The 21,667-nt window shown below is 34.0% G+C and carries 21 protein-coding genes; 16 read left to right on the plus strand and 5 right to left on the minus strand.

Going from position 1 to position 21,667, the window contains the following annotated elements; genetic code table 11:
* Nucleotides 1-83: 83 nt before the first annotated feature.
* Nucleotides 84-1,538, plus strand: a complete 1,455-nt coding sequence (locus AC1Q7L_RS03565) for an LptF/LptG family permease (RefSeq protein ID WP_492305400.1) — start codon at nucleotides 84-86, stop codon at nucleotides 1,536-1,538.
* 141 nt (nucleotides 1,539-1,679) lie between these two features.
* On the plus strand, nucleotides 1,680-2,450 hold the full coding sequence (locus AC1Q7L_RS03570; protein WP_492305399.1) for a hypothetical protein: 771 nt from the start codon (nucleotides 1,680-1,682) through the stop codon (nucleotides 2,448-2,450).
* Between the two features lie 72 nt (nucleotides 2,451-2,522).
* Here AC1Q7L_RS03570 and frr read toward each other — a convergent pair whose 3' ends face one another.
* Together frr and pyrH are read right to left on the minus strand one after the other, a co-directional pair.
* Nucleotides 2,523-3,077, minus strand: coding sequence for a ribosome recycling factor (frr, locus tag AC1Q7L_RS03575; RefSeq protein ID WP_410690411.1), 555 nt, complete (start codon nucleotides 3,075-3,077; stop codon nucleotides 2,523-2,525).
* A 161-nt stretch (nucleotides 3,078-3,238) separates the two neighbouring features.
* Nucleotides 3,239-3,946, minus strand: a complete 708-nt coding sequence (gene pyrH / locus AC1Q7L_RS03580; RefSeq protein ID WP_410690409.1) for a UMP kinase — start codon at nucleotides 3,944-3,946, stop codon at nucleotides 3,239-3,241.
* A 168-nt stretch (nucleotides 3,947-4,114) separates the two neighbouring features.
* On the opposite strand from pyrH, the gene porQ reads away from it, so the two are divergent.
* The 5 genes from porQ to AC1Q7L_RS03605 all read left to right on the plus strand — a co-directional run bounded on the left by porQ (nucleotide 4,115) and on the right by AC1Q7L_RS03605 (nucleotide 7,200).
* Nucleotides 4,115-5,104: a type IX secretion system protein PorQ gene (gene porQ, locus AC1Q7L_RS03585; RefSeq protein ID WP_492305398.1), complete on the plus strand. Its 990-nt coding sequence runs from the start codon at nucleotides 4,115-4,117 to the stop codon at nucleotides 5,102-5,104.
* An 87-nt stretch (nucleotides 5,105-5,191) separates the two neighbouring features.
* Nucleotides 5,192-5,866 carry a (d)CMP kinase gene (gene cmk / locus AC1Q7L_RS03590; RefSeq protein ID WP_492305397.1) on the plus strand — a complete coding sequence of 225 codons (675 nt, stop codon included), beginning with the start codon at nucleotides 5,192-5,194 and terminating at the stop codon, nucleotides 5,864-5,866.
* A gap of 94 nt (nucleotides 5,867-5,960) precedes the next feature.
* Nucleotides 5,961-6,311 carry a YtxH domain-containing protein gene (locus tag AC1Q7L_RS03595; RefSeq protein ID WP_410690402.1) on the plus strand — a complete coding sequence of 117 codons (351 nt, stop codon included), beginning with the start codon at nucleotides 5,961-5,963 and terminating at the stop codon, nucleotides 6,309-6,311.
* Nucleotides 6,312-6,390: 79 nt separating this feature from the next.
* Entirely contained in the window at nucleotides 6,391-6,699 is a 309-nt protein-coding gene (locus AC1Q7L_RS03600) for a phage holin family protein (protein WP_410690400.1), read from the plus strand.
* Nucleotides 6,700-6,702: 3 nt separating this feature from the next.
* Nucleotides 6,703-7,200 (plus strand): phosphoribosyl-ATP pyrophosphatase, encoded by a 498-nt coding sequence (locus tag AC1Q7L_RS03605; RefSeq protein ID WP_410690398.1) that lies wholly within the window; start codon nucleotides 6,703-6,705, stop codon nucleotides 7,198-7,200.
* A 78-nt stretch (nucleotides 7,201-7,278) separates the two neighbouring features.
* Here AC1Q7L_RS03605 and AC1Q7L_RS03610 read toward each other — a convergent pair whose 3' ends face one another.
* Nucleotides 7,279-8,004 carry a TrmH family RNA methyltransferase gene (locus AC1Q7L_RS03610; RefSeq protein ID WP_492305396.1) on the minus strand — a complete coding sequence of 242 codons (726 nt, stop codon included), beginning with the start codon at nucleotides 8,002-8,004 and terminating at the stop codon, nucleotides 7,279-7,281.
* On the opposite strand from AC1Q7L_RS03610, the gene tamL reads away from it, so the two are divergent.
* On the plus strand, nucleotides 7,990-10,590 hold the full coding sequence (tamL, locus tag AC1Q7L_RS03615; RefSeq protein WP_492305395.1) for a translocation and assembly module lipoprotein TamL: 2,601 nt from the start codon (nucleotides 7,990-7,992) through the stop codon (nucleotides 10,588-10,590). The genes AC1Q7L_RS03610 and tamL overlap by 15 nt on opposite strands.
* On the opposite strand, the gene AC1Q7L_RS03620 is transcribed toward tamL, so the two are convergent.
* Together AC1Q7L_RS03620 and AC1Q7L_RS03625 are read right to left on the minus strand one after the other, a co-directional pair.
* Entirely contained in the window at nucleotides 10,587-11,204 is a 618-nt protein-coding gene (locus tag AC1Q7L_RS03620; protein ID WP_066758584.1) for a SanA/YdcF family protein, read from the minus strand. The genes tamL and AC1Q7L_RS03620 overlap by 4 nt on opposite strands.
* A complete protein-coding gene (locus AC1Q7L_RS03625; protein WP_492305394.1) occupies nucleotides 11,201-12,325 on the minus strand; it encodes a flavin reductase family protein in 1,125 nt (374 codons plus the stop codon). The genes AC1Q7L_RS03620 and AC1Q7L_RS03625 overlap by 4 nt, the downstream gene beginning before the upstream one ends.
* A 32-nt stretch (nucleotides 12,326-12,357) precedes the next feature.
* Here AC1Q7L_RS03625 and AC1Q7L_RS03630 point away from each other — a divergent pair, with 32 nt between their 5' ends.
* From AC1Q7L_RS03630 to AC1Q7L_RS03665, 8 genes are all read left to right on the plus strand, one after another.
* Nucleotides 12,358-12,921, plus strand: a complete 564-nt coding sequence (locus AC1Q7L_RS03630; RefSeq protein ID WP_410690393.1) for a TlpA family protein disulfide reductase — start codon at nucleotides 12,358-12,360, stop codon at nucleotides 12,919-12,921.
* A gap of 24 nt (nucleotides 12,922-12,945) precedes the next feature.
* Nucleotides 12,946-13,917 (plus strand): FecCD family ABC transporter permease, encoded by a 972-nt coding sequence (locus AC1Q7L_RS03635; RefSeq protein WP_492305393.1) that lies wholly within the window; start codon nucleotides 12,946-12,948, stop codon nucleotides 13,915-13,917.
* A gap of 183 nt (nucleotides 13,918-14,100) precedes the next feature.
* Nucleotides 14,101-15,024 carry an ABC transporter ATP-binding protein gene (locus AC1Q7L_RS03640; RefSeq protein ID WP_492305392.1) on the plus strand — a complete coding sequence of 308 codons (924 nt, stop codon included), beginning with the start codon at nucleotides 14,101-14,103 and terminating at the stop codon, nucleotides 15,022-15,024.
* 165 nt (nucleotides 15,025-15,189) lie between these two features.
* Nucleotides 15,190-15,639, plus strand: coding sequence for a MarR family winged helix-turn-helix transcriptional regulator (locus AC1Q7L_RS03645; RefSeq protein ID WP_054509975.1), 450 nt, complete (start codon nucleotides 15,190-15,192; stop codon nucleotides 15,637-15,639).
* 21 nt (nucleotides 15,640-15,660) lie between these two features.
* Entirely contained in the window at nucleotides 15,661-18,054 is a 2,394-nt protein-coding gene (locus tag AC1Q7L_RS03650) for a 3-hydroxyacyl-CoA dehydrogenase/enoyl-CoA hydratase family protein (protein WP_492305391.1), read from the plus strand.
* Nucleotides 18,055-18,077: 23 nt separating this feature from the next.
* Complete coding sequence (locus AC1Q7L_RS03655; protein WP_410690389.1) at nucleotides 18,078-19,259, plus strand: acetyl-CoA C-acyltransferase; 1,182 nt, start codon at nucleotides 18,078-18,080, stop codon at nucleotides 19,257-19,259.
* Between the two features lie 162 nt (nucleotides 19,260-19,421).
* Complete coding sequence (locus AC1Q7L_RS03660) at nucleotides 19,422-19,808, plus strand: hypothetical protein (RefSeq protein WP_492305390.1); 387 nt, start codon at nucleotides 19,422-19,424, stop codon at nucleotides 19,806-19,808.
* Between the two features lie 28 nt (nucleotides 19,809-19,836).
* Complete coding sequence (locus AC1Q7L_RS03665; protein ID WP_492305389.1) at nucleotides 19,837-21,615, plus strand: acyl-CoA dehydrogenase FadE; 1,779 nt, start codon at nucleotides 19,837-19,839, stop codon at nucleotides 21,613-21,615.
* Nucleotides 21,616-21,667 lie beyond the last annotated feature (52 nt).

The following is a 21,667-nucleotide window of genomic DNA, read 5'->3' on the forward strand; positions in this document are numbered from 1 at the left end:
TCGCGTTTTTACTTAATGATAAAAAAATAATAAAATATAGAGTCACAAAGAAAACTTTGTGGCTTTTTCATTAATTTTGGCGCATGTTAAAAATACTAGACCGATATATCATAAAAACCTTCTTTGGACCGTTTTTCTTTATATTCAGCGTATTGTTTTTCATATTTATTGTAAACATTATCTGGGTTCAGTTGGGGCAGTTTATGGGTAAAGGATTAAGCTATTGGCAAATCCTTAAATTGCTGTTCTATCTTGGAGTGAGTGTAATAAGTATGGTTTTACCGCTTACGATCCTCTTGGCGAGCATCATGTCTTTCGGTGAATTTGGAGAACGGTACGAGCTTGCCGCAATGAAGGCTGCCGGAATTTCTCTAACCCGAGTAATGATGCCTCTTTTGGGAGTTTCCACGATGCTGGCGATTATGCTGTTTTTCTTTTCGAATAACATCATTCCGGATTTCCAGAGGAAGGCGAAGAATATGCTTTTTAATATTGCTCAAACCAAACCTGCATTGAACTTCACTCCAGGACAATTCATCGATCAGCTTCCCGGTTACATGGTGAAATTTGATAAGATTTACGGGGATAACGGAGAAAATATTGAAGGTGTTTTCGTTCATAGAAAAGCAAGTACTTATGAAAATCAACAATCTATTGTAGCTGAAAAAGGGAAATTTGTTCCTGCAGCTAACAAGAATTATTTAAAATTGGTTCTTTACAACGGATATATTTTTGAAGATAATTTCGGTGGAAAAGGTGATAATGTAAGGTTAAAACAGCCCGATCAGGCGATTAAATTTGATACTTTAACATCGCATTTCGACATCAGTGAAATCATTAATAAAGCCATCGAGGAAGAGCAAATTACGGATGATTACCGTTTCCAGACTTTCAATCAGCTTAATAAAACGATTGATAAAAATAAGAAGGATAATGAAAAATTCTTCACTTCAGCAAGTAATGACGCCTTGAGTCAGGCCAATTCTGTGATAACGTATATGGATCAGAATAAATCTAAAGCGATTCCTAAGGCTCAGATTAAATTAGACACCGTAAAAAGTGATAAAAAACTGGATATGATCTACAACGCTCATAACAGGCTGGATAATTTAAAAACAACTTTAGATACAAAAAATAACGATATCAACCCGAATGTAAAATACTTCAGTAAGGTTGTTATTTATCAGCAAAGAATTGTAACGTATTCATTCACCTGTATTATTTTCTTTTTGATTGGAGCGAGTTTAGGTTCAATCATTAGAAAAGGAGGAATGGGACTTCCGGTGATCATCGCGATTGTAATTTTCATCATATTTTACGTCATAAATGTTGGAGTTGAAAACGTTGCCTGGGCAGGAAAAATGAACCCTTATCTCGCAGCGTGGCTTCCGAATATCATCCTATTTCCTTTTGGAGTCTGGATGACTTACAAAGCACTTACCGATTCGCAATTATTTGATGCTGAAAAGTATAAAGTGCTATTTAAACCGATCACGAAACTGTTCTCTAAGAATAAAGAACATAAAAGATATCAATAGTTTTAATTAAGATTAAGGCATTTAAAAATTAAAAGATTCAGAGTTTTCTGGATCTTTTTTTATGAGTGATTGTAATTTTTTTTAGTCTAAATATTTATTTAAATTTAAAAAATTATCTTTACGGAAATTAATTAAAATTGTATGAAGAAATTATTACTAATTGGCTTATTCGGGCTTTTTTCTCTGAATGCAAATGCTCAGGAAGAAACAACAACTTATAATGGTGAAAAATACGGATATATCATTGATAAATCTGGAAAGAAGGTTGAAGGCGTTGTGCATTTAAATGGAAGTTATTCCAGTCCGTGGCAGAATCAGTTAAAAGTAAAATTTGCCGCTATTGCTGACATCGATAAGGTGAAAAATAAGATCAAATTTAAAACTTACGATGCCGATGATATCAAAGAATATATGTTGTATGAAGGTGATGCTCCAAGAGTTTTTCAATCTATAAAATATACCAATACAAGAGAAGCAATTAACAGTTCAAATAATTCTACAGGAATTGGAGCAGGAATAAAAGCTTTAAACAACCTGACCAGAACTTCACAATTTGCAGAAATTGTAACAGATGGAAAGATTAGAGTTTATAAAATGTATGGTTATCCTACCTCTGCTTCAGCCTACGATTCGGTGGAAAATGAAAGATTGAGAACTACTCCTGATTATGTTTACTCAAAAAAAGGAGGAAAAGTTGAAGATTTTACCCCTGCAAAAGTAAAAATAGCGATCGGAGACTGCCCTGTCACAAAAGCAAAAGCAGCTAAAGGTGAATACGGATCTTTAAAAAATGAAGAAAAACAAAGAAGTGGTCTTGGAAAATTCATTAGAGATGAGATCAAAAATGCAACAGTAGACAAATTATCTATCGTAAACGAAGTGATCTACGATTACAACGAAAACTGTAAATAATCTACTATTCAAATAAAACAAAAAGAGGCTCCAAAAATTTGGAACCTCTTTTTTATTTTTAAAAACTGAAAATTATACTTTCATAATTTCAGCTTCTTTTACTTTAAGATGGTCATCACAAGCCTTTACGTGCTTGTCTGTAAGAGTCTGGATATCTTCTTCCACTCCTTTTATAACGTCCTCAGAAACACCTTCAAGTCTTTTAAGTTCTTTCAAACCGTTTTGTCTTGCGTTTCTTACAACGATTTTTGTATCTTCAGTTTCTGCTTTAGCCTGTTTTGCCAATTCTTTTCTTCTTTCCTCCGTTAAAGGCGGTACATTAAGGATAATATTTTCCCCGTTGTTAGAAGGTGCAAAACCTAAGTTAGAGTTGATAATAGCTTTTTCTATCGCGCCAATTGCAGTTCTATCCCAAGGTTGAATAGAGATGGTCATAGCATCAGGAACAGAAACGTTTGCAACTTGGTTAATAGGAGTCGGAGCTCCATAATATTCTACCATAACATCCTGAACCATAGATGTAGATGCACGTCCTGCTCTAATTCTTTGAAATGCATGATCCAAATGCTTAATAGCTGCCTCCATGTCTTGTTTTACAGTTTCTACTATAAGATCTAATTCTTCCATTATATATCTAAAATTTGAATAGTTACACATTTTTTTTATGAGTAATGAGTAATGGGTAATGAATAATGAGTAAATTTTTAATGCCTAAATCTTAAAAATAATTTAAATTTTTAAATCAAAACTCTCACCTGATTCCTAAATCCTATTACCTTAACCCTTTCCTATAAATTAACTAAAGTTCCAACATTTTCTCCTTCTACAATCTTCACTAAATTACCTTCTTTGTTCATATCAAATACGATAATTGGTAATTTATTTTCGTGACTTAAAGTGAAGGCAGTCATGTCCATTACTTTAAGATTTTTTTCAAAAACTTCGTCGAAAGATAAAGAGTTGTATTTTACAGCATCTGCATTGGTCTCAGGATCGCTGTCGTAGATACCGTCTACTCTTGTTCCTTTTAAGATAACATCAGCTCCGATCTCGATTGCTCTCAACGTTGCAGCTGTATCGGTTGTAAAATAAGGATTTCCTGTTCCAGCTCCGAAGATCACTACTCTACCTTTCTCAAGGTGTCTCACAGCGCGTCTTTTGATAAACGGTTCAGCTACTTTATCCATTTCGATAGCAGATTGAAGTCTTGTTTTGATCCCTGCATCTTCCAAAGCACCTTGTAGAGCCATTCCGTTGATTACAGTAGCAAGCATTCCCATGTAATCTCCTTGTACTCTGTCCATTCCTTTCGCAGCACCGGCTACTCCACGGAAAATATTTCCTCCTCCAATTACAATGGCAATTTCACAGCCTTTTTCTACTACTTTTTTAATCTCCACTGCATACTCCTGTAGTCTTTCAGTGTCAATACCGTATTGTCTGTTCCCCATTAAGGCTTCACCACTAAGTTTTAGAAGGATTCTTTTATATTTCATCTTTAATTTTTAATAACTTTTTTACGAAGGGATAGCTCCCAGAAATTTGATTTTGCAAATATAATCATTAAAAATATTGCAATAAGAAAAATATTTAATCAGAAATAATGTTAGAAATATTTTGATAAGTACGAAAAAGGATTATTTTTGCATTAATTATAAATTGAATTGAAGAAAATTGTCATTTTTTCATTGTTTCTATCAGGAATTGTTTCTTTTGCTCAAACAGGAACAAATGTTTATCCATTTTTAAATATTCCTGTATCTGCCAGACAAGCGGCCTTGGGTGGAGACGCAATTACCATAAGAGATTATGATGTTTCTTTTGCTATTGCAAACCCAGCGTTACTGAATAAAGATTCTGATAAACAGCTCTCTGTGAACGGTGCTGCGTATCTAGCCGACTCAAAATACGGAACGATAGCTTTCGCCAAAGATTTTGATAATGGTCACATGGCCACGATCAATGCTAGGTATATGAGCTATGGTGACATCCCGCGAACGGATGAAAGTGGTTTTGAGAACGGAAATTTTACAGCTTCTGATGTTGCTGTGGGAGCCGGATATGCGTATCGGTTTGAAGAAGACTGGACGATCGGTGGAGGGATAAATTTCATCACTTCAAAAATTGATACTTATACATCTTCTGCCATTGGAGGGAATTTTGGAGTTACTTATCACAATAAGAAACGTAAAGAAGTTGTTTCCGTAGTTGCCAGAAACTTTGGATATCAGTTTAAATCTTTCAACGGGACGAGAGAAAATCTTCCGTTCAGAGTAGATTTAGGATATACTAAAATTTTGACAGCTATCCCATTGGCAATTACCATTACTGCTCATGATTTGCAGCAGCTTGATATTTCTTCCGATTATAATTTAAATGGTCAGGAAGTGAATGTCGGACGAAAAATTGCCGATCACTTCTCTATAGGAGCAGAATTATTCCCTGAAAAAAGTTTTAACATCAGATTGGGTTACAACGTAAAAAGAGGAAATGAATTGGCAGTAGCAGATCAAAGAAATTTTTCTGGACTTTCAGGAGGTTTCGGGATCAAAATTGCAAAATTCAGGATAGATTATGCTCACGTAAGATATCATAACTCTTCTAACGTCAACCAAATAGGAGTTTCTATGGATCTTAGCGGACACAGATATTAATTTTCACCAATTGAGAAATTATTATTTTAATTAATAAAATTTCTTAGTATTTCTTGGTTTTTTAGAAAAAATTTTGAAATTTGCGGTATGAAAAAACCTGTAATAGCTATCGATGGGTACTCGTCTACCGGAAAAAGTTCAATATCTAAGGTCATTGCCGACAAATTAGGAATTGTTCATCTGGATACAGGTGCGCTTTACAGAGGTATTACCTGGTTTGCGCTTCAAAACTGTCTTAATGATAATGGGTCTATCAATTTGGAAGGATTATTTTCTTCTTTAGATCAAATTGAGCTTGAGTTTAAAAATAACGATGGCGAATTGGTTCTTCATCTTAATCATACTGATATTTCTAAAGAAATCAGAAGCAATGAGGTTTCTTCTAATGTAAGTTTAATTGCAAAACAAAAAGAAGTAAGAGATTTTTTACTTCATTCTCAACGTTCTTTGGCAGAAAAAGGCGGGATTATTATGGACGGACGTGACATCGGGACAGTAGTTCTGCCAAATGCGGACTTCAAGTTTTTCCTTACTGCCAGTATTGACGAAAGAACAAAAAGAAGATACAATGAGCTTCTAAGTCTGGGAATCGAAGCCGAAGAACAGCAGGTAAAGGAAAACCTCATTATACGCGATAAGATAGACAGCGAGAGGGAAATCGCCCCATTGAAGCAGGCTGACGACGCCATTGTTATTGACAATACCAACCTTACCAAAAAAGAAACTATTGAAAGTATTCTTTCCCATATTAAAAACTTTTAACAATTTTTAATAAACAATGCCCTGTTTTGGTACATTAATTGCAAGATTTAAAGCGTAAAAAACTAATATTTATTAACTATTAAAAAAACGAAAAATGTCTAGAAAAGGAAACAATTCAGCAGGTATATTAGCGGGACTTCTTGCAGGTGCTGCAGCAGGTGTAATTTTAGGAATGCTTTATGCTCCGGAAGAGGGAAAAGAAACTAGAAAAAAAATCAAAACCAAAGCTAACGATCTTAAAGATCAGGCTAAAGAAAAGTATGGAGAAGTTTCTGAAAAAGTGAAAGACCAATACGGTAACATTTCATCTACTTTTAAAGAAACAGCTAGTAATGTAGCTCATACAATGAAAGACGGTTACGATAAATATAAAGATCAAATTGTTTCTAAAACTACAGATGTAGTAAAAAATGTAGAAGCAGAATTGAATGATCTTAAAAAATAAATAATTTATTTTTTGAGTAAATTATGAGAAGGAACTTTGTGCACTAAAGTTCCTTTTTTTGTAACTTTAAAAAAAAACAATGATAGAAACTATAAAAGAATACGCATCTAAGAGAATAGATCTTCTGAAGATTGAAGCTACAGAAAAGTCTTCTCTTTCTGCCGGTATCATTGCCTATCTTGCCATATTACTTACCGCTTTTGCTTTTTTTATCATCCTTTTTAATTTTGGGATAGCATTTCTTATTGGCAAAGCTTTAGATAATATTTCTTATGGATTTTTAATTGTTGCTGCTTTTTATTTTTTGGTTATGATTCTTGTTATTCTTTTTAAAACCAGAATCGTAAATACAGTAGCAGATCAGGTAATTAAATTTTTAAATCATTAAACTATGGGCAGAAACTACGACAGCTTAAAAGAATTAAGAATTAAAAAAGATTTGTTGAAAGGTGAAATCAATGATTTGGAAAATCTTCTGACTTTTAAAAATACAAAAGAGAGTTTAAGCGCATTTACTAATGGTTTAACAGATCAATATCTGCAGGAAAAGGTAGATGAAGATGGTGATGAAAAAATTGTTCTCAGAAAAGATGTGATTGCCAAACAATTGACCACTGAGGTTAAAGATATGTTTGTCAATAGAAATACAGCCATGGGAATTGCAAGTTCTGCATTGAAAGGTAATGCAATGGATAGCCTTATCAAGCTAGGAATCACTGCGTTGGTAGGGAATTATGCGAAGAAAAACATGAGCAGTTCTAATTGGAAGAAAAAACTTTTGGGTGCAGCTTTAATCTATGTTGCTCCTATTGCTTTGAAATTTATACGAAAAAAATTAGAAAGCTATCAGAAAAATAAAAGTGTTTCAAGCTTGGAACAACTTATATAATCTTGTAGAGTTTTAGAGTCGGAGGGCTTTAGAGTTTTTTTACTCAATTTTAACTCCAACTCTAGAACTCTATTTCTCTCAGACTCTGAAAAGTTGTCCTAAAATAATCCCTGCAGCCATTGAAACATTCAGGCTTTCTGTAGATTGTGATTTTCCAAATCTTGGGATACTGATGCTTTTTTGAAGTAATTTTTCTGTTTCGGGGCGCATTCCGTTGCCTTCGTTACCTAAAATTAAATTCATTTTTTCAGGTTTTTTGAAAGTATAAATATTTTCGCCTTCCATATCTGTGCCGATATTTATATTTTTTGTGTTTGAAAGATATTCAACCAAATCGGTATAAACAATATTTACCCTCGTAAAAGAGCCCATAGTCGACATAATAACCTTTGGATTATAAACATCTACGGTGTCTTCACTACAAATAATCTGTTCAATTCCAAACCAATCTGCCAATCGAATGATCGTACCCAAATTTCCGGGATCCTGAATTCCGTCCAACACAAGCTGAACATTTTTATCCTCAAATATTTCTTCCGTTTTTAAGTGGCAAACTGCCACAGAATCTTTCGGATTTTTGAGGAAACTAATTTTTTTCAACTCATTTTCAGACACATGAGTGATGGGAACATCCGTACGGTCCAATTTTTGCGGATCGGTAGAAAATATTTCTTTAATTTTAAAATTAGAATTGGGAAGTTCGCAAATGATTTTATTACCTTCAACCAAAAACAAATTGTATTTTTGTCTGAACTTCTTTTTATCTAAAGACTGTAAAATTTTTATTGTATGAGCTGTAAGCATTATAAGAATTCTCCTCAAAAATATTATAAAATTATCTCATTTGCAACATTTGTTGGCCTTCTTTATGCTTGTAGTACAACAAAGAAAGTTCCGGATGGTGAATATCTGCTTACACAAAACAATTTTGAGTTTGAAGATAAGAAAGAACTTTTTGATGGTGAACTGAAAAATTACGTTCAGCAAAAGCCAAATAAAAAGCAGTTTCTCTTTATGCCTTTAAGTTTATGGCTGTACAATTCTGCTAATCCTAAGTACGATACGATTCTTAACGAATACATGACCTATCCTAATGAAATGAGAAATCAGAAATTACGTGATTCTCTTTTTATTAAGTATAACATGAAAAGTAGCGTCGGGAAAAGCCTTTTGATTGACAGATTATATCATAACTGGGGATCACCACCGATAATTTTAGATCAGACAAAAACTGAGAAAAGTGCTCAATCTATTGAGAAAAGATTGACGTATCGTGGTTATTGGGATGCAGAAGTAAAATTTAAGCATGTTTTAGATTCAGCTTCTAAAAAAGCGGCAGTGACCTACTTTATTACGCATAAAGATCCATCTCTTATCAAAGAATACTATTATAACATTCCGGATCCGAAGGTTAAAAATATTTATCAGCAAAAGATTCATGAAACTCTTATAAGATCTGGGAAAATCCTTGATCAGACCGTTCTTGAGAAAGAGGTGACAAGAATTACAGATCTCATGAGAGAATACGGTTATTATAAGTTTAATAACTTTAATGATGAAATTTATTTCGTTGCAGATTCTTTAAAAAGCAGAAAACAGATTCCTCTTACTTTAGAAATTCATAAAGATTCTATTGACACACCGTATAAAGTAGCGACAATAGGAAATATAGACGTTGCTATCGTTGATGAAGCAGGAGATTATCCTAAAAATACAACGAAAGATAGTTTAAGAGGCATCAGATTTCATAAGGTAAATGATCAATATAAGACCAGATCAATTTGGAGATCAATTATTGTGGGAAGTAAACAACCTTATGATCAGAAGAAATTGGATCTCACGAAGAGAAACCTTTTATCGATGAATAATTTCAGCATCATAAAAGCAAAAGACTCGTTAAGACATGGCGGCGGAACATCTCCCAACGACAGTATTGTTGACGTAATGTATTTGCTGAAACCACTTCCAAAATATGAATTAAAGGTAGGAACCGACGTTAATTATTCTCAGTTATTAAATCTGGGAGTTTCTCCTTCGATAGATTTAACAACGAGAAATGTTTTCAACGGTGCAGAAAACCTTTCAACAAGTCTTTCCGGAACTTTTGGTTCTATAAGAAGTACGAAAGATATCAGTAAACGTGTTTTAGCCTACGAAATTTCGGCGCAGGCTTCATTAAATTTCCCAAGATTATTGCTTCCTTTTGATTATTATAAATTCCTTCCAAAAAGATACAGTCCGACCTCTTCTATTGTTTTAGGAGCTGCCGTTCAAAATAATATCGGTTTGGGAAGAGTTAACTTTAATACAGGTTTAAATTATTTCGCAACTGTAAATGATAAGGTTTCTCACAGACTTACCCTTTTCAATACACAGTTAAGTTTAACGAAAAATAAAGACGCTTATTACGATTATTTTGTAAATGATAATATTATCAGAAATGAAATTTTCACTGATTATTTTCAGCATAATACAGATGCGGCGCAGGAATTTAATTCTGGGCAGAAAACAATTGATGAAATTTCTCAGGAAATTATTAATGACACCGATTATATAGGAACTCTTGATCAAACTGGAAGAGATCGATTGACAGCATTTCTTGGAACTTTAGTAAATAAAGACAGACAGACGCAGGATGTTATTATTTCGTCAATGATCTATAATTTTGTTTATAATGAAATTGGTAAAAAAGATTATCCAAACGCATTTTATTTTAACGGAAAAGTAGAATTAGCAGGGAATATTTTGAGCGCATTTAACCAAAAAAGAAATGACGGAGGGATCGTAACGAGCCCCGAAAGAACCATTTTTGGAATTCCTTATGCTCAGTTTATAAAATTTGATGTTGATGTAAGAAAATATTTCAAATTCAATAGCAATCAGACCTTAGTTTTACGCCAGTTTATTGGGGTGGGTATTCCTTATGGGAACTCGTCTTCAATGCCGGTGATTAGATCTTATTTCAATGGTGGCTCCAACGATATCAGAGCCTGGGTTGCTTACGGAGGTCTTGGACCATCTGATTCTCAGGTTGATGAAAGAGTTCGTACTTACATGACAGACAATGTAAAACTGACGACGAATATCGAATACAGAATTCCTTTCAATGATATGTATGAAGGAGCAATTTTTACGGATATCGGTAACACTTGGAGTCTTAAAAACTATAATGACGGATATGGAGATGAATTTAAATTCAATAAATTCTTAGGTCAAGTCGGTGTAGGTAGTGGTTTCGGATTGAGGGTAAATGTGGCTTATATTACGCTTAGACTGGATCTTGCCTATAAAATCTATGACCCAAACAAACCGGATGGCGACAGATGGAGATTTAAAGATTTCCAGCCCTTCAAACCAACTCTGAATATCGCATTCGGATATCCTTTCTAATCAGGAGAAATTCCCAATACAAAATATACGACAGCAATTACTCGAGCCAGAATCTCTCTGGCTTGATTTCTGTAGAAACTTTCGGGTTTGTTGACATCCTGAGCATCAAAACCTAATGCATTCATATTATTATTTCTTGCAAAAAACAGCGCACGAAGATTATGAAAACCTTGTGAAACAATAATCACATTGTCTTTTTTGTAAACGTCTTTGCAGCGCAAAATGCTTTTATAAGTATTAAAACCTTTTGGATCTTCTGTAATAATATCTTCCGGAACACCTTCCTGATATACCAGATATTTTTTCATGGCAGCGGGCTCGTTGTAGCCTTTACTTTTTTCACCGCTTACAATAATTTGCTTAATTTTTCCGTGGTGATAAAGGAGAGCCGTTGCATCCATCCTTTTCGTAAAATAAGGATTAGACATTCCCGATCTCATTTTGGGCGATGTTCCCAAAACCAAGGCAATTTCACGGGGCGGAATTTTTGAGATTTTCGTATACGTACGACCTCCTGTAAGAGCAAACACCCAGGCATTGGCAAGACATATCAGCAGAATTCCAATTTCTACGGATATAAAGGCAAGGTTAAATATGTTTTTTACGATTCTCAAATGAAATCAAAGTTAAGCTTTATTTTCTTAGTTTTTGCAATAGACATACAGGCTAAAATTTTTCCCTGAGCTTCTTCTTTTTCCGTTAAATATTCATTTTCCAACAGCTCAACTTCCCCTTCTTCAAGATAACATTCGCAACTTCCGCAAATCCCTGATTTACATGAATAAGGAACAGAAAATTTCTGAATCAATAACTGCTGAAGAATTTTATCCTTATTATCCGGCAATTCTGCATGATATTCTTTTCCGAACATGGTAAAATCAACTGCCACATTTTCAATTAAAGGAAATTCTTTTTCTATTGGATAAATATCGTCATTAAATTCTTCAAAAAGCTCAAAGTAAATATTTTTCTTAGGAATCCCGTGATGATAACATGCATTCGCCAACGTTTTAATCATTTCACCTTTTCCGCAGATCAATACTTCATCTACAGCATCCCAAATGGTAGATTCTTCATCAGTATCATCCAAATGTAGGATTTGATTAATAATTAAATTCAATTTCTTGGCATCCAATCTTCCATAAAAGAATTGATCGGCAGTTTTTTCCTGAGAAAAGAAATAGAAAATTTGTAATCTGTCGCCACAAGTTCTGGCGAGATTATCTAACAAATCTCGATAAACCAATTCCTCAGAATTTTTATTTCCAAAGAATAAAAACAATCTCGTTCTTGGTTCTGTGTGAAGAATATTTTTAAAGTGACTTAATATTGGAGTAATTCCAATTCCCGCAGCAAAAGCGACAATCGTTCTGAATTCATGAGGTTTGGAAACCAATGTAAACCTTCCGCTCGGCTCACTCACAAGCAACTCATCTCCTACTTTATAGTTTTTAAATAATTCGGAAGTCTCTCCATCAGGCGAATTTACTTTTATTCCTAAACTTATTTTTTTCTCATAAGGAGCAGACGTCATCGAATAATCATTAATAACATCTTTGCCATGAGATTGAAATTTTACACTTACAAACTGCCCCGCTTCAAATTCGAAATTTTCCTGCAAATTCTCGGGAATCTCAAACTCCAGAGAAAAAGTATTTTTGGTAAGTTCTTCCTTTTTTGCTACTTTTAACCAATGAAACTGCGTCAGTTTCCCTTTATAGATTTGTTGTTCCATACTTCAATTCAAAAATAGCTAAAAAATAATTTATGAGGAAGATAATTTTATCCACGCTTGTTCTAGTTGCACTTTCAAGCTGTAAAAAAGAAAGCCAGAAAACTGATGAAAATGTTGTTACCGAAGATTCGGTTACTGTTTCACAAAATCCAGAACCTGCTTCTCCTGCTTTAGCATTAAAAGTTTTGACTACACAACAGGCTTCCGACTTTTTAAAAACTAAAAATGACACTTTATATGTAACCAATTTCTTTGCAACCTGGTGCGGACCTTGTGTAAGAGAAATTCCACATTTTAAAGAAAAAATTACGGAATTAAAAGGAAAACCTGTAAAAATTACATTTGTAAGCGTTGATAATAAAGATGTTTGGAATACAGATGTTCCTCGTTTTGTAAACGAACAGGGCATTAGTGAGAACACGCTATTGCTTGACGGAAAACTTCTTGATGCCAACTTTTTCAAAAGCAACTTTACAAAATGGGACGGAGGAGCCATTCCTTTTACCTTTATGAGAAAGGGTGATAAGACCGATGAATACTTGGGAATGATAACTCCTGAGCTATTAGATTCTAAAATAAAATCTTTTCTAAAATAAATCTTACAGAATTCTTTCTGAATGATGTCAAATAAATTTAAAATCCTGTGTTTACTGTTTTTAATCGCCATTATTATTACAGCGATCATTAATCTGAACACAGGATTTTTAAGTCTCAATGTTCAGGATTTTTTCATGAGTTCTGAGAATAATCAAATTGCAGAAATTCGTGTTAACAGAGTTTTAGTGATGCTTTTGGCAGGAATTTCAATTCCGACTTCCGGTTTTTTAATGCAGGAATATTTTCAAAATCCATTAGCCGGACCTGATATTTTAGGTATAACCTCTGTCGCCAGTTTATCTGTTGCATTTTATATTTTTTTCTCATACAATATTCTCCTTCCGGAATTTCTTCAAAACAGCTTTCTGAGCTTGTCTGCCATTGGTGGAAGTTTACTTTTGATGCTGGTTTTATTGTCAATGTCGAATAAATTTCAGGATAAATCTTACTTAATTATTTTTGGATTTTTGGTTTCCGCATTTGCCGGAGCGATCGTTTCACTGCTTCAATTTTATGCTGAAAATCAAAGCCTGAAAAACTATATTTTATGGTCTTTTGGAGCTAATAATATGGTGACGAGAAATCAGATTTATCTTTTGTCAATTTTAGTTTTGATAGGATTATTTATCTGTTTTAAAACCATAAAACCTCTCATTGGAAATTCTTTAGGAACTTCATATGCACAAAGTTTAGGAGTGAATTTGAATCGATTAAAATTATTAATCATCATAGCTTCTTCCCTACTTTCGGCTTCTATTACAGCGTTTTTGGGACCTATTTTATTTATAGGAATCATTGTTCCTCACTTTTGCAGATTGGTTTATAATCCCGCAAAACTTTGGCAGCAATGGATTTTAAATATGTTTTTGGGAATGTTGATGATGTTAGTATTTTCAATTATTGCTGAGAAAACGCAAGTTCCAATAAATGTAATAAGCTCTATATTTGGGATTCCTGTGATATTGATGATGCTTTTGAAGCAGAATAAAGTATAAAAGTGAATTGTGAACGAGTCAATTGTCAATTTAAAATAATACGTTATAATTGTCATTCCGTAGGAATCTAAACTCTCTTTTTAGAGATGCTTCCAGCATGACAAACTAAAAGTAAATAAAATCTGCAAGAAAAGAAATCTGTGTAAATCTGTGAAATCCGTGGGAAACAAAAATTAAATCAAAATGCACCTACAAATCAACCAAGCAAACATCGGCTATAACAAAACCTTAATCTCAAATGCTTCTGCCCATTTGAATTTAGGAGATGTATGCTTATTGATTGGTAACAACGGTGTCGGAAAAACAACTTTAATCAAATCTATTCTCCATCAAAATCCTTTATTAAGCGGAGAAATTTCTATCAATAATAAAAATATAAAGAATCTTTCCGTTAAAGAAATTGCAGAAAATATCGCGGTTGTATTTTCAAAGTCGATTATTCCGCAGAATTATACGGTTGAAGACCTTATTTCACTAGGGAAATATATTTACTATCCTTTTTATTTTGAGCTTAAAAAAGAAGATAGAGAAGAAGTTTCGGAGATTATTACAGCATTAGATTTAGATCAATATAAACATAGTTTATTGAGAAATCTTTCAGACGGAAATCTTCAAAAAGCTTTTATTGGTCGCGCTTTAACACAAAACTCTCCTATCATTATTCTTGATGAACCGACAACGCATTTAGATGAAAAAAATAAAATTATCATCTTAAAAACGCTTAGGAAATTAGCCAAAGAACAAAATAAACTGATCCTTTTTTCTTCCCACGACTGGCGATTGGCTAAAGAGTTTGCAGATAAAATATGGTACGTAAAAGATAGCCATTTATACTCCGGAATTGTTGAAGATCTTTTGCTTCAACATGACGAGTTAACAAACGCTTCTTTATTTCAGGTTAATGAAAATTTTGTGTCTCCAAAAATCATCGCATCCGATTTTTATAAAGAAATGTTGTATTCTTTACTTCAAAAAAACTTCCAAAAAGACCTCTCTTCTCTAAATTTTGAGTTTCAAAACAACTTTTGGGTTATTTCCAATGATTCAATGAAACAACAATGCGAATCCTTCGAAGAAATAGTTAATTTAGTGAAAACCATTTACTAATACACGTTTTTCTTTATTAACTTCATATACTATGCATGCATAGTATTATGCTAATCATACAATTTAATCATCTAACTGTCAGGTTATTAACAAAATTTAACGTTAATAAATACTATGCATGCATAATATTTACTACATTTGAATTAAACCATTTCCACAAACATGATGGACAACAATAAAGATAAAATAGAAAATGTAGATCTAATTTTAAAGCAGACTTGGTTGGCTGTTTCTAAAATGTACACAGATCTTGCTCAGGAACACGATTCCACAGCTGTTCAGGCGCTTACTCTTCTTAAAATTGATCCAAAAGAAGGGACTAGAAGTACGAATTTAGGTCCTAAAATGGCTATCGAACCGACTTCACTAACAAGGATTATCAAACTTCTTGAAGACAACGGATATATCTATAAAGAAAAAACAACTACAGACAAGCGAGAAGTAATCATCAAACTTACAGACAAAGGTTTGAATTCCAGAAACATGTCTAAAGAGGTTGTCGTTAACTTCAACAAAAGAGTGATGGAAAAAATTGCTCCCGAAAAGTTAGATACTTTCAAAGAAGTCATGGTTGAGATAATGAAAATTGCGATCGATTTAAATAATAAAAAATAACATAACAAATCAATAAATCAAATGAAAAGAAGAATCAAACACGTAACGGTTCTTGGTTCAGGAATTATGGGAAGCGGTATTGCGGCTCACTTCGCTAATATTGGCGTAGAGGTTTCGCTTTTGGATATCGTTCCTTTTGAATTAACTGAAGCAGAACAGAAAAAAGGTTTGACCAAAGATGACAAAGCGGTACGAAACAGAATCGCTTCTGAAAACTTTGAAAAACTGAAAAAAGCAAGTCCGGCTCTACTCTATTCTCCAAAATTCGCAGACAGAATCAAGGTTGGAAATTTTGATGATGATTTACCAAAAATAAAAAATACAGACTGGATTATTGAAGTTGTTGTTGAAAGACTAGACATTAAAAAATCAGTTTACGAAAAAATCGAACAGTTCAGAAAAGCCGGAACTTTAGTTTCTTCAAATACTTCCGGAATTCCAATCAATATGTTGGTGGAAGGAAGAAGTGATGATTTCAAACATTATTTTGCAGGAACACACTTCTTTAACCCTGTAAGATATCTCCCTCTTTTAGAGATTATTCCAACAACTGATACAGCTCCGGAAATCATTGATTTCTATATGAATTATGGAGCAAAATTTTTAGGAAAGACAACCGTTTTAGCAAAAGATACTCCTGCATTTATTGCGAACAGAATCGGGGTTTTCTCAATGATGGATTTGCTTCACAATGTTCAAAAATTAGGTTTAACTGTTTCTGAAGTTGATAAATTAACAGGTCCGGTAATCGGCCGTCCAAAATCTGCAACGTTCAGAACTGCTGATGTAGTTGGTTTGGATACGTTGGTGATGGTTGCAAACGGCGTTCGTAACAGCGGCGCTGAAGCTAACAATTTCAATGATGTTTTTGCACTTCCAGGTTACATCCAGAAAATGGTTGATAATAAATGGTTAGGTTCAAAAACTGAACAAGGTTTCTACAAAAAAGTGAAAAATGCAGAAGGGAAATCTGAAATTCACGGATTAAATCTTGATACACTAGAATACGAACTTCAAGGAAAATCTTCTTTCCCTACTTTAGAATTAACTAAAAATATTGACAAGCCAATTGACAGATTTAAAGTCTTAATTGGTGGAAAAGATAAAGCTGGAGAGCTTTATAGAAAATCGTTAGGTGCATTATTCGCTTACGTTTCGCACAAAGTTCCTGAAATTTCTGATGAAGTTTACAAAATCGACGATGCCATGAGAGCAGGTTTCGGTTGGGAAAACGGTCCGTTTGAAATCTGGGATGCCGTTGGGGTTCAAAAAGGTATCGAATTGGCTAAAGATGCTGGTTATGAAGTTTCTGACTGGGTGAAAAATGTAGAGACTTTCTATAAAGTTAATGATGAAGGACAAACTATTTTCGTTGATAAAAACTCAGGAGAATACAACAAAATTCCAGGTCAGGATTCTTTCATTATTTTAGATAATATCAGAAAAAACAAAACGCTTTGGAGTAATTCGGGAGCTTCGATTGAAGATTTAGGCGACGGAATTATCAACTTCGAAATCCGTTCTAAAATGAATTCTTTGGGAGGTGAAGTTTTAGATGGATTAAACAGAGCAATTGATTTAGCTGAAAAAGAATATGATGGCTTAGTTATCGGAAATCAAGGCACAAACTTCTCTGTTGGAGCCAATTTAGCCATGATTTTAATGATGGCAATCGAACAGGATTGGGATGATTTGAATATGGCGATTGCTTATTTCCAAAAATCAATGATGAGAGTTCGTTACTCTTCTATTCCTGTGGTTGTTGCTCCTCACGGAATGACGCTTGGTGGTGGTTGCGAAATGACCATGCACGCTGACAGAGTTGTCGCAGCAGCAGAAACTTACATCGGATTAGTTGAAACCGGAGTTGGAGTAATTCCTGGTGGTGGTGGAACAAAAGAGTTGACATTGAGAACTTCTAGAGAATTCCACAGCGATGATGTTAAAAACAACAGACTTCGTGAAGCTTTCATGAATATCGCAATGGGTAAAGTAGCAACTTCTGCTTATGAAGCTTACGATATGGGAATTCTTGAAAAAGGAAAAGATATTGTGGCGGTTGATAAAAGAACGCAAATAAAAACAGCAAAAATGTTGGCAATAAGTTTAGCTGAACATGGCTATACTCAACCAATCGAGCAGAAAGTAAAAGTTCTTGGTAAAGATGCATTGGGAATGTTCTATGTTGGAACTGACCAAATGTTGACAGGAAACTTCATCTCTGCGCACGACAAGAAAATTGCAGATAAACTAGCCAACGTAATGGTCGGTGGAAATCTTTCTGAACCTACAATCGTAACTGAACAATATTTATTGAATCTTGAAAGAGAAACTTTCTTACAGCTTTGTGGTGAAAGAAAAACATTGGAGAGAATTCAGTACATGTTACAAAACGGAAAGCCACTTAGAAATTAATCATCTAATAATTAAGAATTAAAATGTCAAAACAAGCATACATAGTAAAAGGATTTAGAACAGCGGTAGGAAAAGCACCAAAAGGCTCCCTTCGTTTTACTCGTCCTGACGTAATGGCGGCTACAGTTATTGAAAAATTAATGGCTGAACTTCCGCAATTAGACAAAAACAGAATTGATGACCTTATCGTAGGAAACGCAATGCCGGAAGCTGAACAAGGCTTAAACGTTGCCCGTTTAATCTCTTTAATGGGATTAAATACAGATAAAGTTCCCGGAGTTACCGTAAACAGATATTGTGCATCAGGAAGTGAGGCGATTGCGATTGCTTCTGCAAAAATTCAGGCAGGAATGGCTGATTGTATTATCGCAGGAGGTACAGAATCAATGTCTTACATACCAATGGGTGGTTATAAACCAGTTCCTGAAACTGAAATTGCAAAAACAAACCCCGATTACTACTGGGGAATGGGTTACACTGCAGAAGAGGTTGCAAAACAATATAATATTACTAGAGAGGAACAGGATCAGTTCGCTTTTGAATCTCATATGAAGGCTTTAAAAGCTAATCAGGAAGGTAAATTTGCCAACCAGATTGTTTCAATTCCTGTTGAATATAACTTCCTGGATGAAAACCAGAAAATGCAGACTAAAAAGTTTGATTTTTCCGTAGATGAAGGTCCAAGAGCAGATACTTCACTAGCTGGTTTGACTAAATTAAGACCAGTATTTAAAAACGGAGGAAGTGTAACTGCCGGAAACTCTTCTCAAATGAGTGACGGAGCAGCTTTCGTAATCGTAATGAGTGAAGAAATGGTAAAAGAATTAGGATTGGAGCCAGAAGCAAGATTAGTTGCTTATGCAGCTGCAGGTCTTGAGCCAAGAATCATGGGAATGGGACCAATTTATGCTATTCCAAAAGCTTTGAAACAAGCAGGTTTAGAATTAAAAGATATTGATTTAATTGAATTAAATGAAGCATTCGCATCACAATCTGTTGCCATCAAAAAAGAGTTAGATTTAAATCCTGATATCTTAAATGTAAACGGAGGTGCCATCGCTCTTGGTCACCCACTTGGATGTACAGGAACAAAATTAACGGTTCAACTTCTTGACGAAATGAGAAAACGCGGAAACAAATACGGAATGGTTTCTATGTGCGTTGGAACAGGTCAAGGAGCGGCTAGTATTTTTGAGCTTTTATAAAATGAAATTATTTTGAGGATTATTTCAAGCATTATTATCTTATTGATAATAGTTATAATTTATTTCTTTGGATATAATATAAAGTATAATAATGATTCAATATTTTTTATACTTATTTTTCTTTCTTTGGGTTTTAGTCTGATAATATTATTTTTTCCAATTTTGGAAAAGATAGAAGGTCAAAACCCAGGAAGCTTTTTATTATATCCTTTGAAAAAAATTAAATATATAATACTCAATATATTTTGTTATTCATTTCTTATAGGCTTAATGTGCTTTATATTCGCAATTTCAAAATTTTTATCAGAAAATAGGAAATATCGATTTTTGAATTCATCCAACGTAAATATTACAGAAGGTAGAATTAATAAAATTGATACTGTAATGATTAGAAACGGTAAAAAGCCTGTTGCATATTTAAATTACAAGGTAGCAAAGAAGATTTATAATTTTGAACTTCTTAACAAAAATAGGAAGTACATTTTAAATCAAAAAGTTAAACTAAAATATTCTTTAGAACATCCAGATATGTTTGAAGTTCTAGAATAATTAAATTAATTAAAAAAATAAGTATTAAATGGGAAATATATTAAAAGGTGGTGAATTCCTTATCAGAGAAATTCCTGCAAACGAAATTTTTAGTCTTGAAGAACTGAGTGAAGAACAAAAAATGCTTCGTGATTCTGCGAAAGAATTTATAGATAGAGAAGTTATTCCGCACCACGATCGTTTTGAGAAAAAAGATTATGCATTGACTGAAGAAACAATGCGTAAGTTAGGAGAAATGGGATTGTTAGGAATCACCGTTCCTGAAGAATACGGCGGTCTTGGAATGGGATTCGTAAGTACAATGTTGGCTTGCGACTATGTTTCAGGAGGAAATGGCTCATTAGCAACAGCTTATGGAGCACATACCGGAATTGGTACTTTGCCTACTCTTCTTTACGGAAGTGAAGAATTAAAAAAGAAATATCTTCCGGATTTAGCTACAGGAACAAAATTCGGAGCTTATTGTTTGACTGAACCGGATGCTGGTTCTGATGCAAACTCAGGAAAGACAAGAGCAAAATTGTCTGAAGATGGCAAACATTACATCATCAACGGACAAAAAATGTGGATTTCCAATGCAGGTTTTGCAGATACTTTCACTTTGTTTGCTAAAATTGATGATGATAAAAACATTACAGGTTTTGTAATTAACCGTTCAGAGCTTGAAAATCCTGAAAGCTTAACTTTTGGAGAGGAAGAACATAAATTAGGTATTCGTTCGTCTTCTACTCGTCAGGTTTTCTTCAATGATATGAAAGTTCCTGTTGAGAATATGTTGGGTGAAAGAAACAATGGTTTCAAAATCGCTTTGAATGCATTAAATGTTGGTAGAATTAAATTAGCTGCAGCAAACCTTGACGGACAAAGAAGAATTTTAAACCACTCTATCCAATATTCAAACGAGAGAAAACAATTTGGCGTTTCTATCTCAACTTTCGGAGCGATCAGAAAGAAAATTGCAGAAATGTCAACTGGCGTTTTCGTAAGTGAAGCTGGTTCTTACCGTTTAGCAAAAAATGTTGAAGATAAAATTGAAGAATTAGTTGCTGGAGGGATGGATCATCAACAAGCTGAATTAAAAGGTGTTGAAGAATTCGCAGTAGAAGCTTCTATCCTTAAAGTTTTCGTATCAGATCTTACTCAAAATACGGCTGATGAAGGAATCCAAATCTATGGTGGAATGGGATTCTCAGAAGACACACCAATGGAAGCTGCATGGAGAGATGCAAGAATCGGTAGAATCTATGAAGGAACCAACGAAATCAACAGACTTCTAGCAGTTGGAATGTTGATTAAGAGAGCAATGAAAGGTGAATTAGATTTACTTTCTCCTGCAATGGCAATCAGCAAAGAATTGATGGGAATTCCGTCATTCGAAGTTCCTGATTATTCTGCATTTATGAGCGAAGAAAAAGCAATTATTGCAAATCTTAAGAAAGTTTTCTTAATGGTTTCAGGAGCTGCTCTTCAAAAATTCATGATGGATATTGAGAAACAGCAACATTTATTATTAAATGCTTCTGAAATTCTTAACCAAATCTATATGGCTGAATCTGCAGTTTTAAGAGCTGAAAAACATTTCTCTGCTGATTCTGTAGAAGCTGCAATGGCTCAGTTAAATCTTTACAAAGCAATTGACAAAATCATTGCCGGTGCAAAAGAAGGAATTGTTTCTTTTGCCGAAGGTGACGAACAGAGAATGATGCTTTCTGGTTTAAGAAGATTCACGAAATATACCAATAGTCCAAATGTAGTGGCATTAACTGAAAAAGTGGCTGCTCATTATATTGAAAAAGGAGCTTATTAGTCTTTTATATATAAATTTGATTTTGAAAACGTCTCAATTTTTTGAGACGTTT

The organism is Chryseobacterium sp. GW823-FHT05E08 (assembly GCF_058795655.1).

Bases quoted from the DNA above. Each gene is read 5' to 3' on its own strand.
- AC1Q7L_RS03565 (WP_492305400.1), top strand. From the start codon at position 84: ATGTTAAAAATACTAGACCGATATATCATAAAAACCTTCTTTGGACCG.
- AC1Q7L_RS03570 (WP_492305399.1), top strand. From the start codon at position 1,680: ATGAAGAAATTATTACTAATTGGCTTATTCGGGCTTTTTTCTCTGAAT.
- frr (WP_410690411.1), bottom strand. From the start codon at position 3,077: ATGGAAGAATTAGATCTTATAGTAGAAACTGTAAAACAAGACATGGAG.
- pyrH (WP_410690409.1), bottom strand. From the start codon at position 3,946: ATGAAATATAAAAGAATCCTTCTAAAACTTAGTGGTGAAGCCTTAATG.
- cmk (WP_492305397.1), top strand. From the start codon at position 5,192: ATGAAAAAACCTGTAATAGCTATCGATGGGTACTCGTCTACCGGAAAA.
- AC1Q7L_RS03595 (WP_410690402.1), top strand. From the start codon at position 5,961: ATGTCTAGAAAAGGAAACAATTCAGCAGGTATATTAGCGGGACTTCTT.
- AC1Q7L_RS03600 (WP_410690400.1), top strand. From the start codon at position 6,391: ATGATAGAAACTATAAAAGAATACGCATCTAAGAGAATAGATCTTCTG.
- AC1Q7L_RS03605 (WP_410690398.1), top strand. From the start codon at position 6,703: ATGGGCAGAAACTACGACAGCTTAAAAGAATTAAGAATTAAAAAAGAT.
- tamL (WP_492305395.1), top strand. From the start codon at position 7,990: ATGAGCTGTAAGCATTATAAGAATTCTCCTCAAAAATATTATAAAATT.
- AC1Q7L_RS03610 (WP_492305396.1), bottom strand. From the start codon at position 8,004: ATGCTTACAGCTCATACAATAAAAATTTTACAGTCTTTAGATAAAAAG.
- AC1Q7L_RS03625 (WP_492305394.1), bottom strand. From the start codon at position 12,325: ATGGAACAACAAATCTATAAAGGGAAACTGACGCAGTTTCATTGGTTA.
- AC1Q7L_RS03630 (WP_410690393.1), top strand. From the start codon at position 12,358: ATGAGGAAGATAATTTTATCCACGCTTGTTCTAGTTGCACTTTCAAGC.
- AC1Q7L_RS03635 (WP_492305393.1), top strand. From the start codon at position 12,946: ATGTCAAATAAATTTAAAATCCTGTGTTTACTGTTTTTAATCGCCATT.
- AC1Q7L_RS03640 (WP_492305392.1), top strand. From the start codon at position 14,101: ATGCACCTACAAATCAACCAAGCAAACATCGGCTATAACAAAACCTTA.
- AC1Q7L_RS03645 (WP_054509975.1), top strand. From the start codon at position 15,190: ATGGACAACAATAAAGATAAAATAGAAAATGTAGATCTAATTTTAAAG.
- AC1Q7L_RS03650 (WP_492305391.1), top strand. From the start codon at position 15,661: ATGAAAAGAAGAATCAAACACGTAACGGTTCTTGGTTCAGGAATTATG.
- AC1Q7L_RS03655 (WP_410690389.1), top strand. From the start codon at position 18,078: ATGTCAAAACAAGCATACATAGTAAAAGGATTTAGAACAGCGGTAGGA.
- AC1Q7L_RS03665 (WP_492305389.1), top strand. From the start codon at position 19,837: ATGGGAAATATATTAAAAGGTGGTGAATTCCTTATCAGAGAAATTCCT.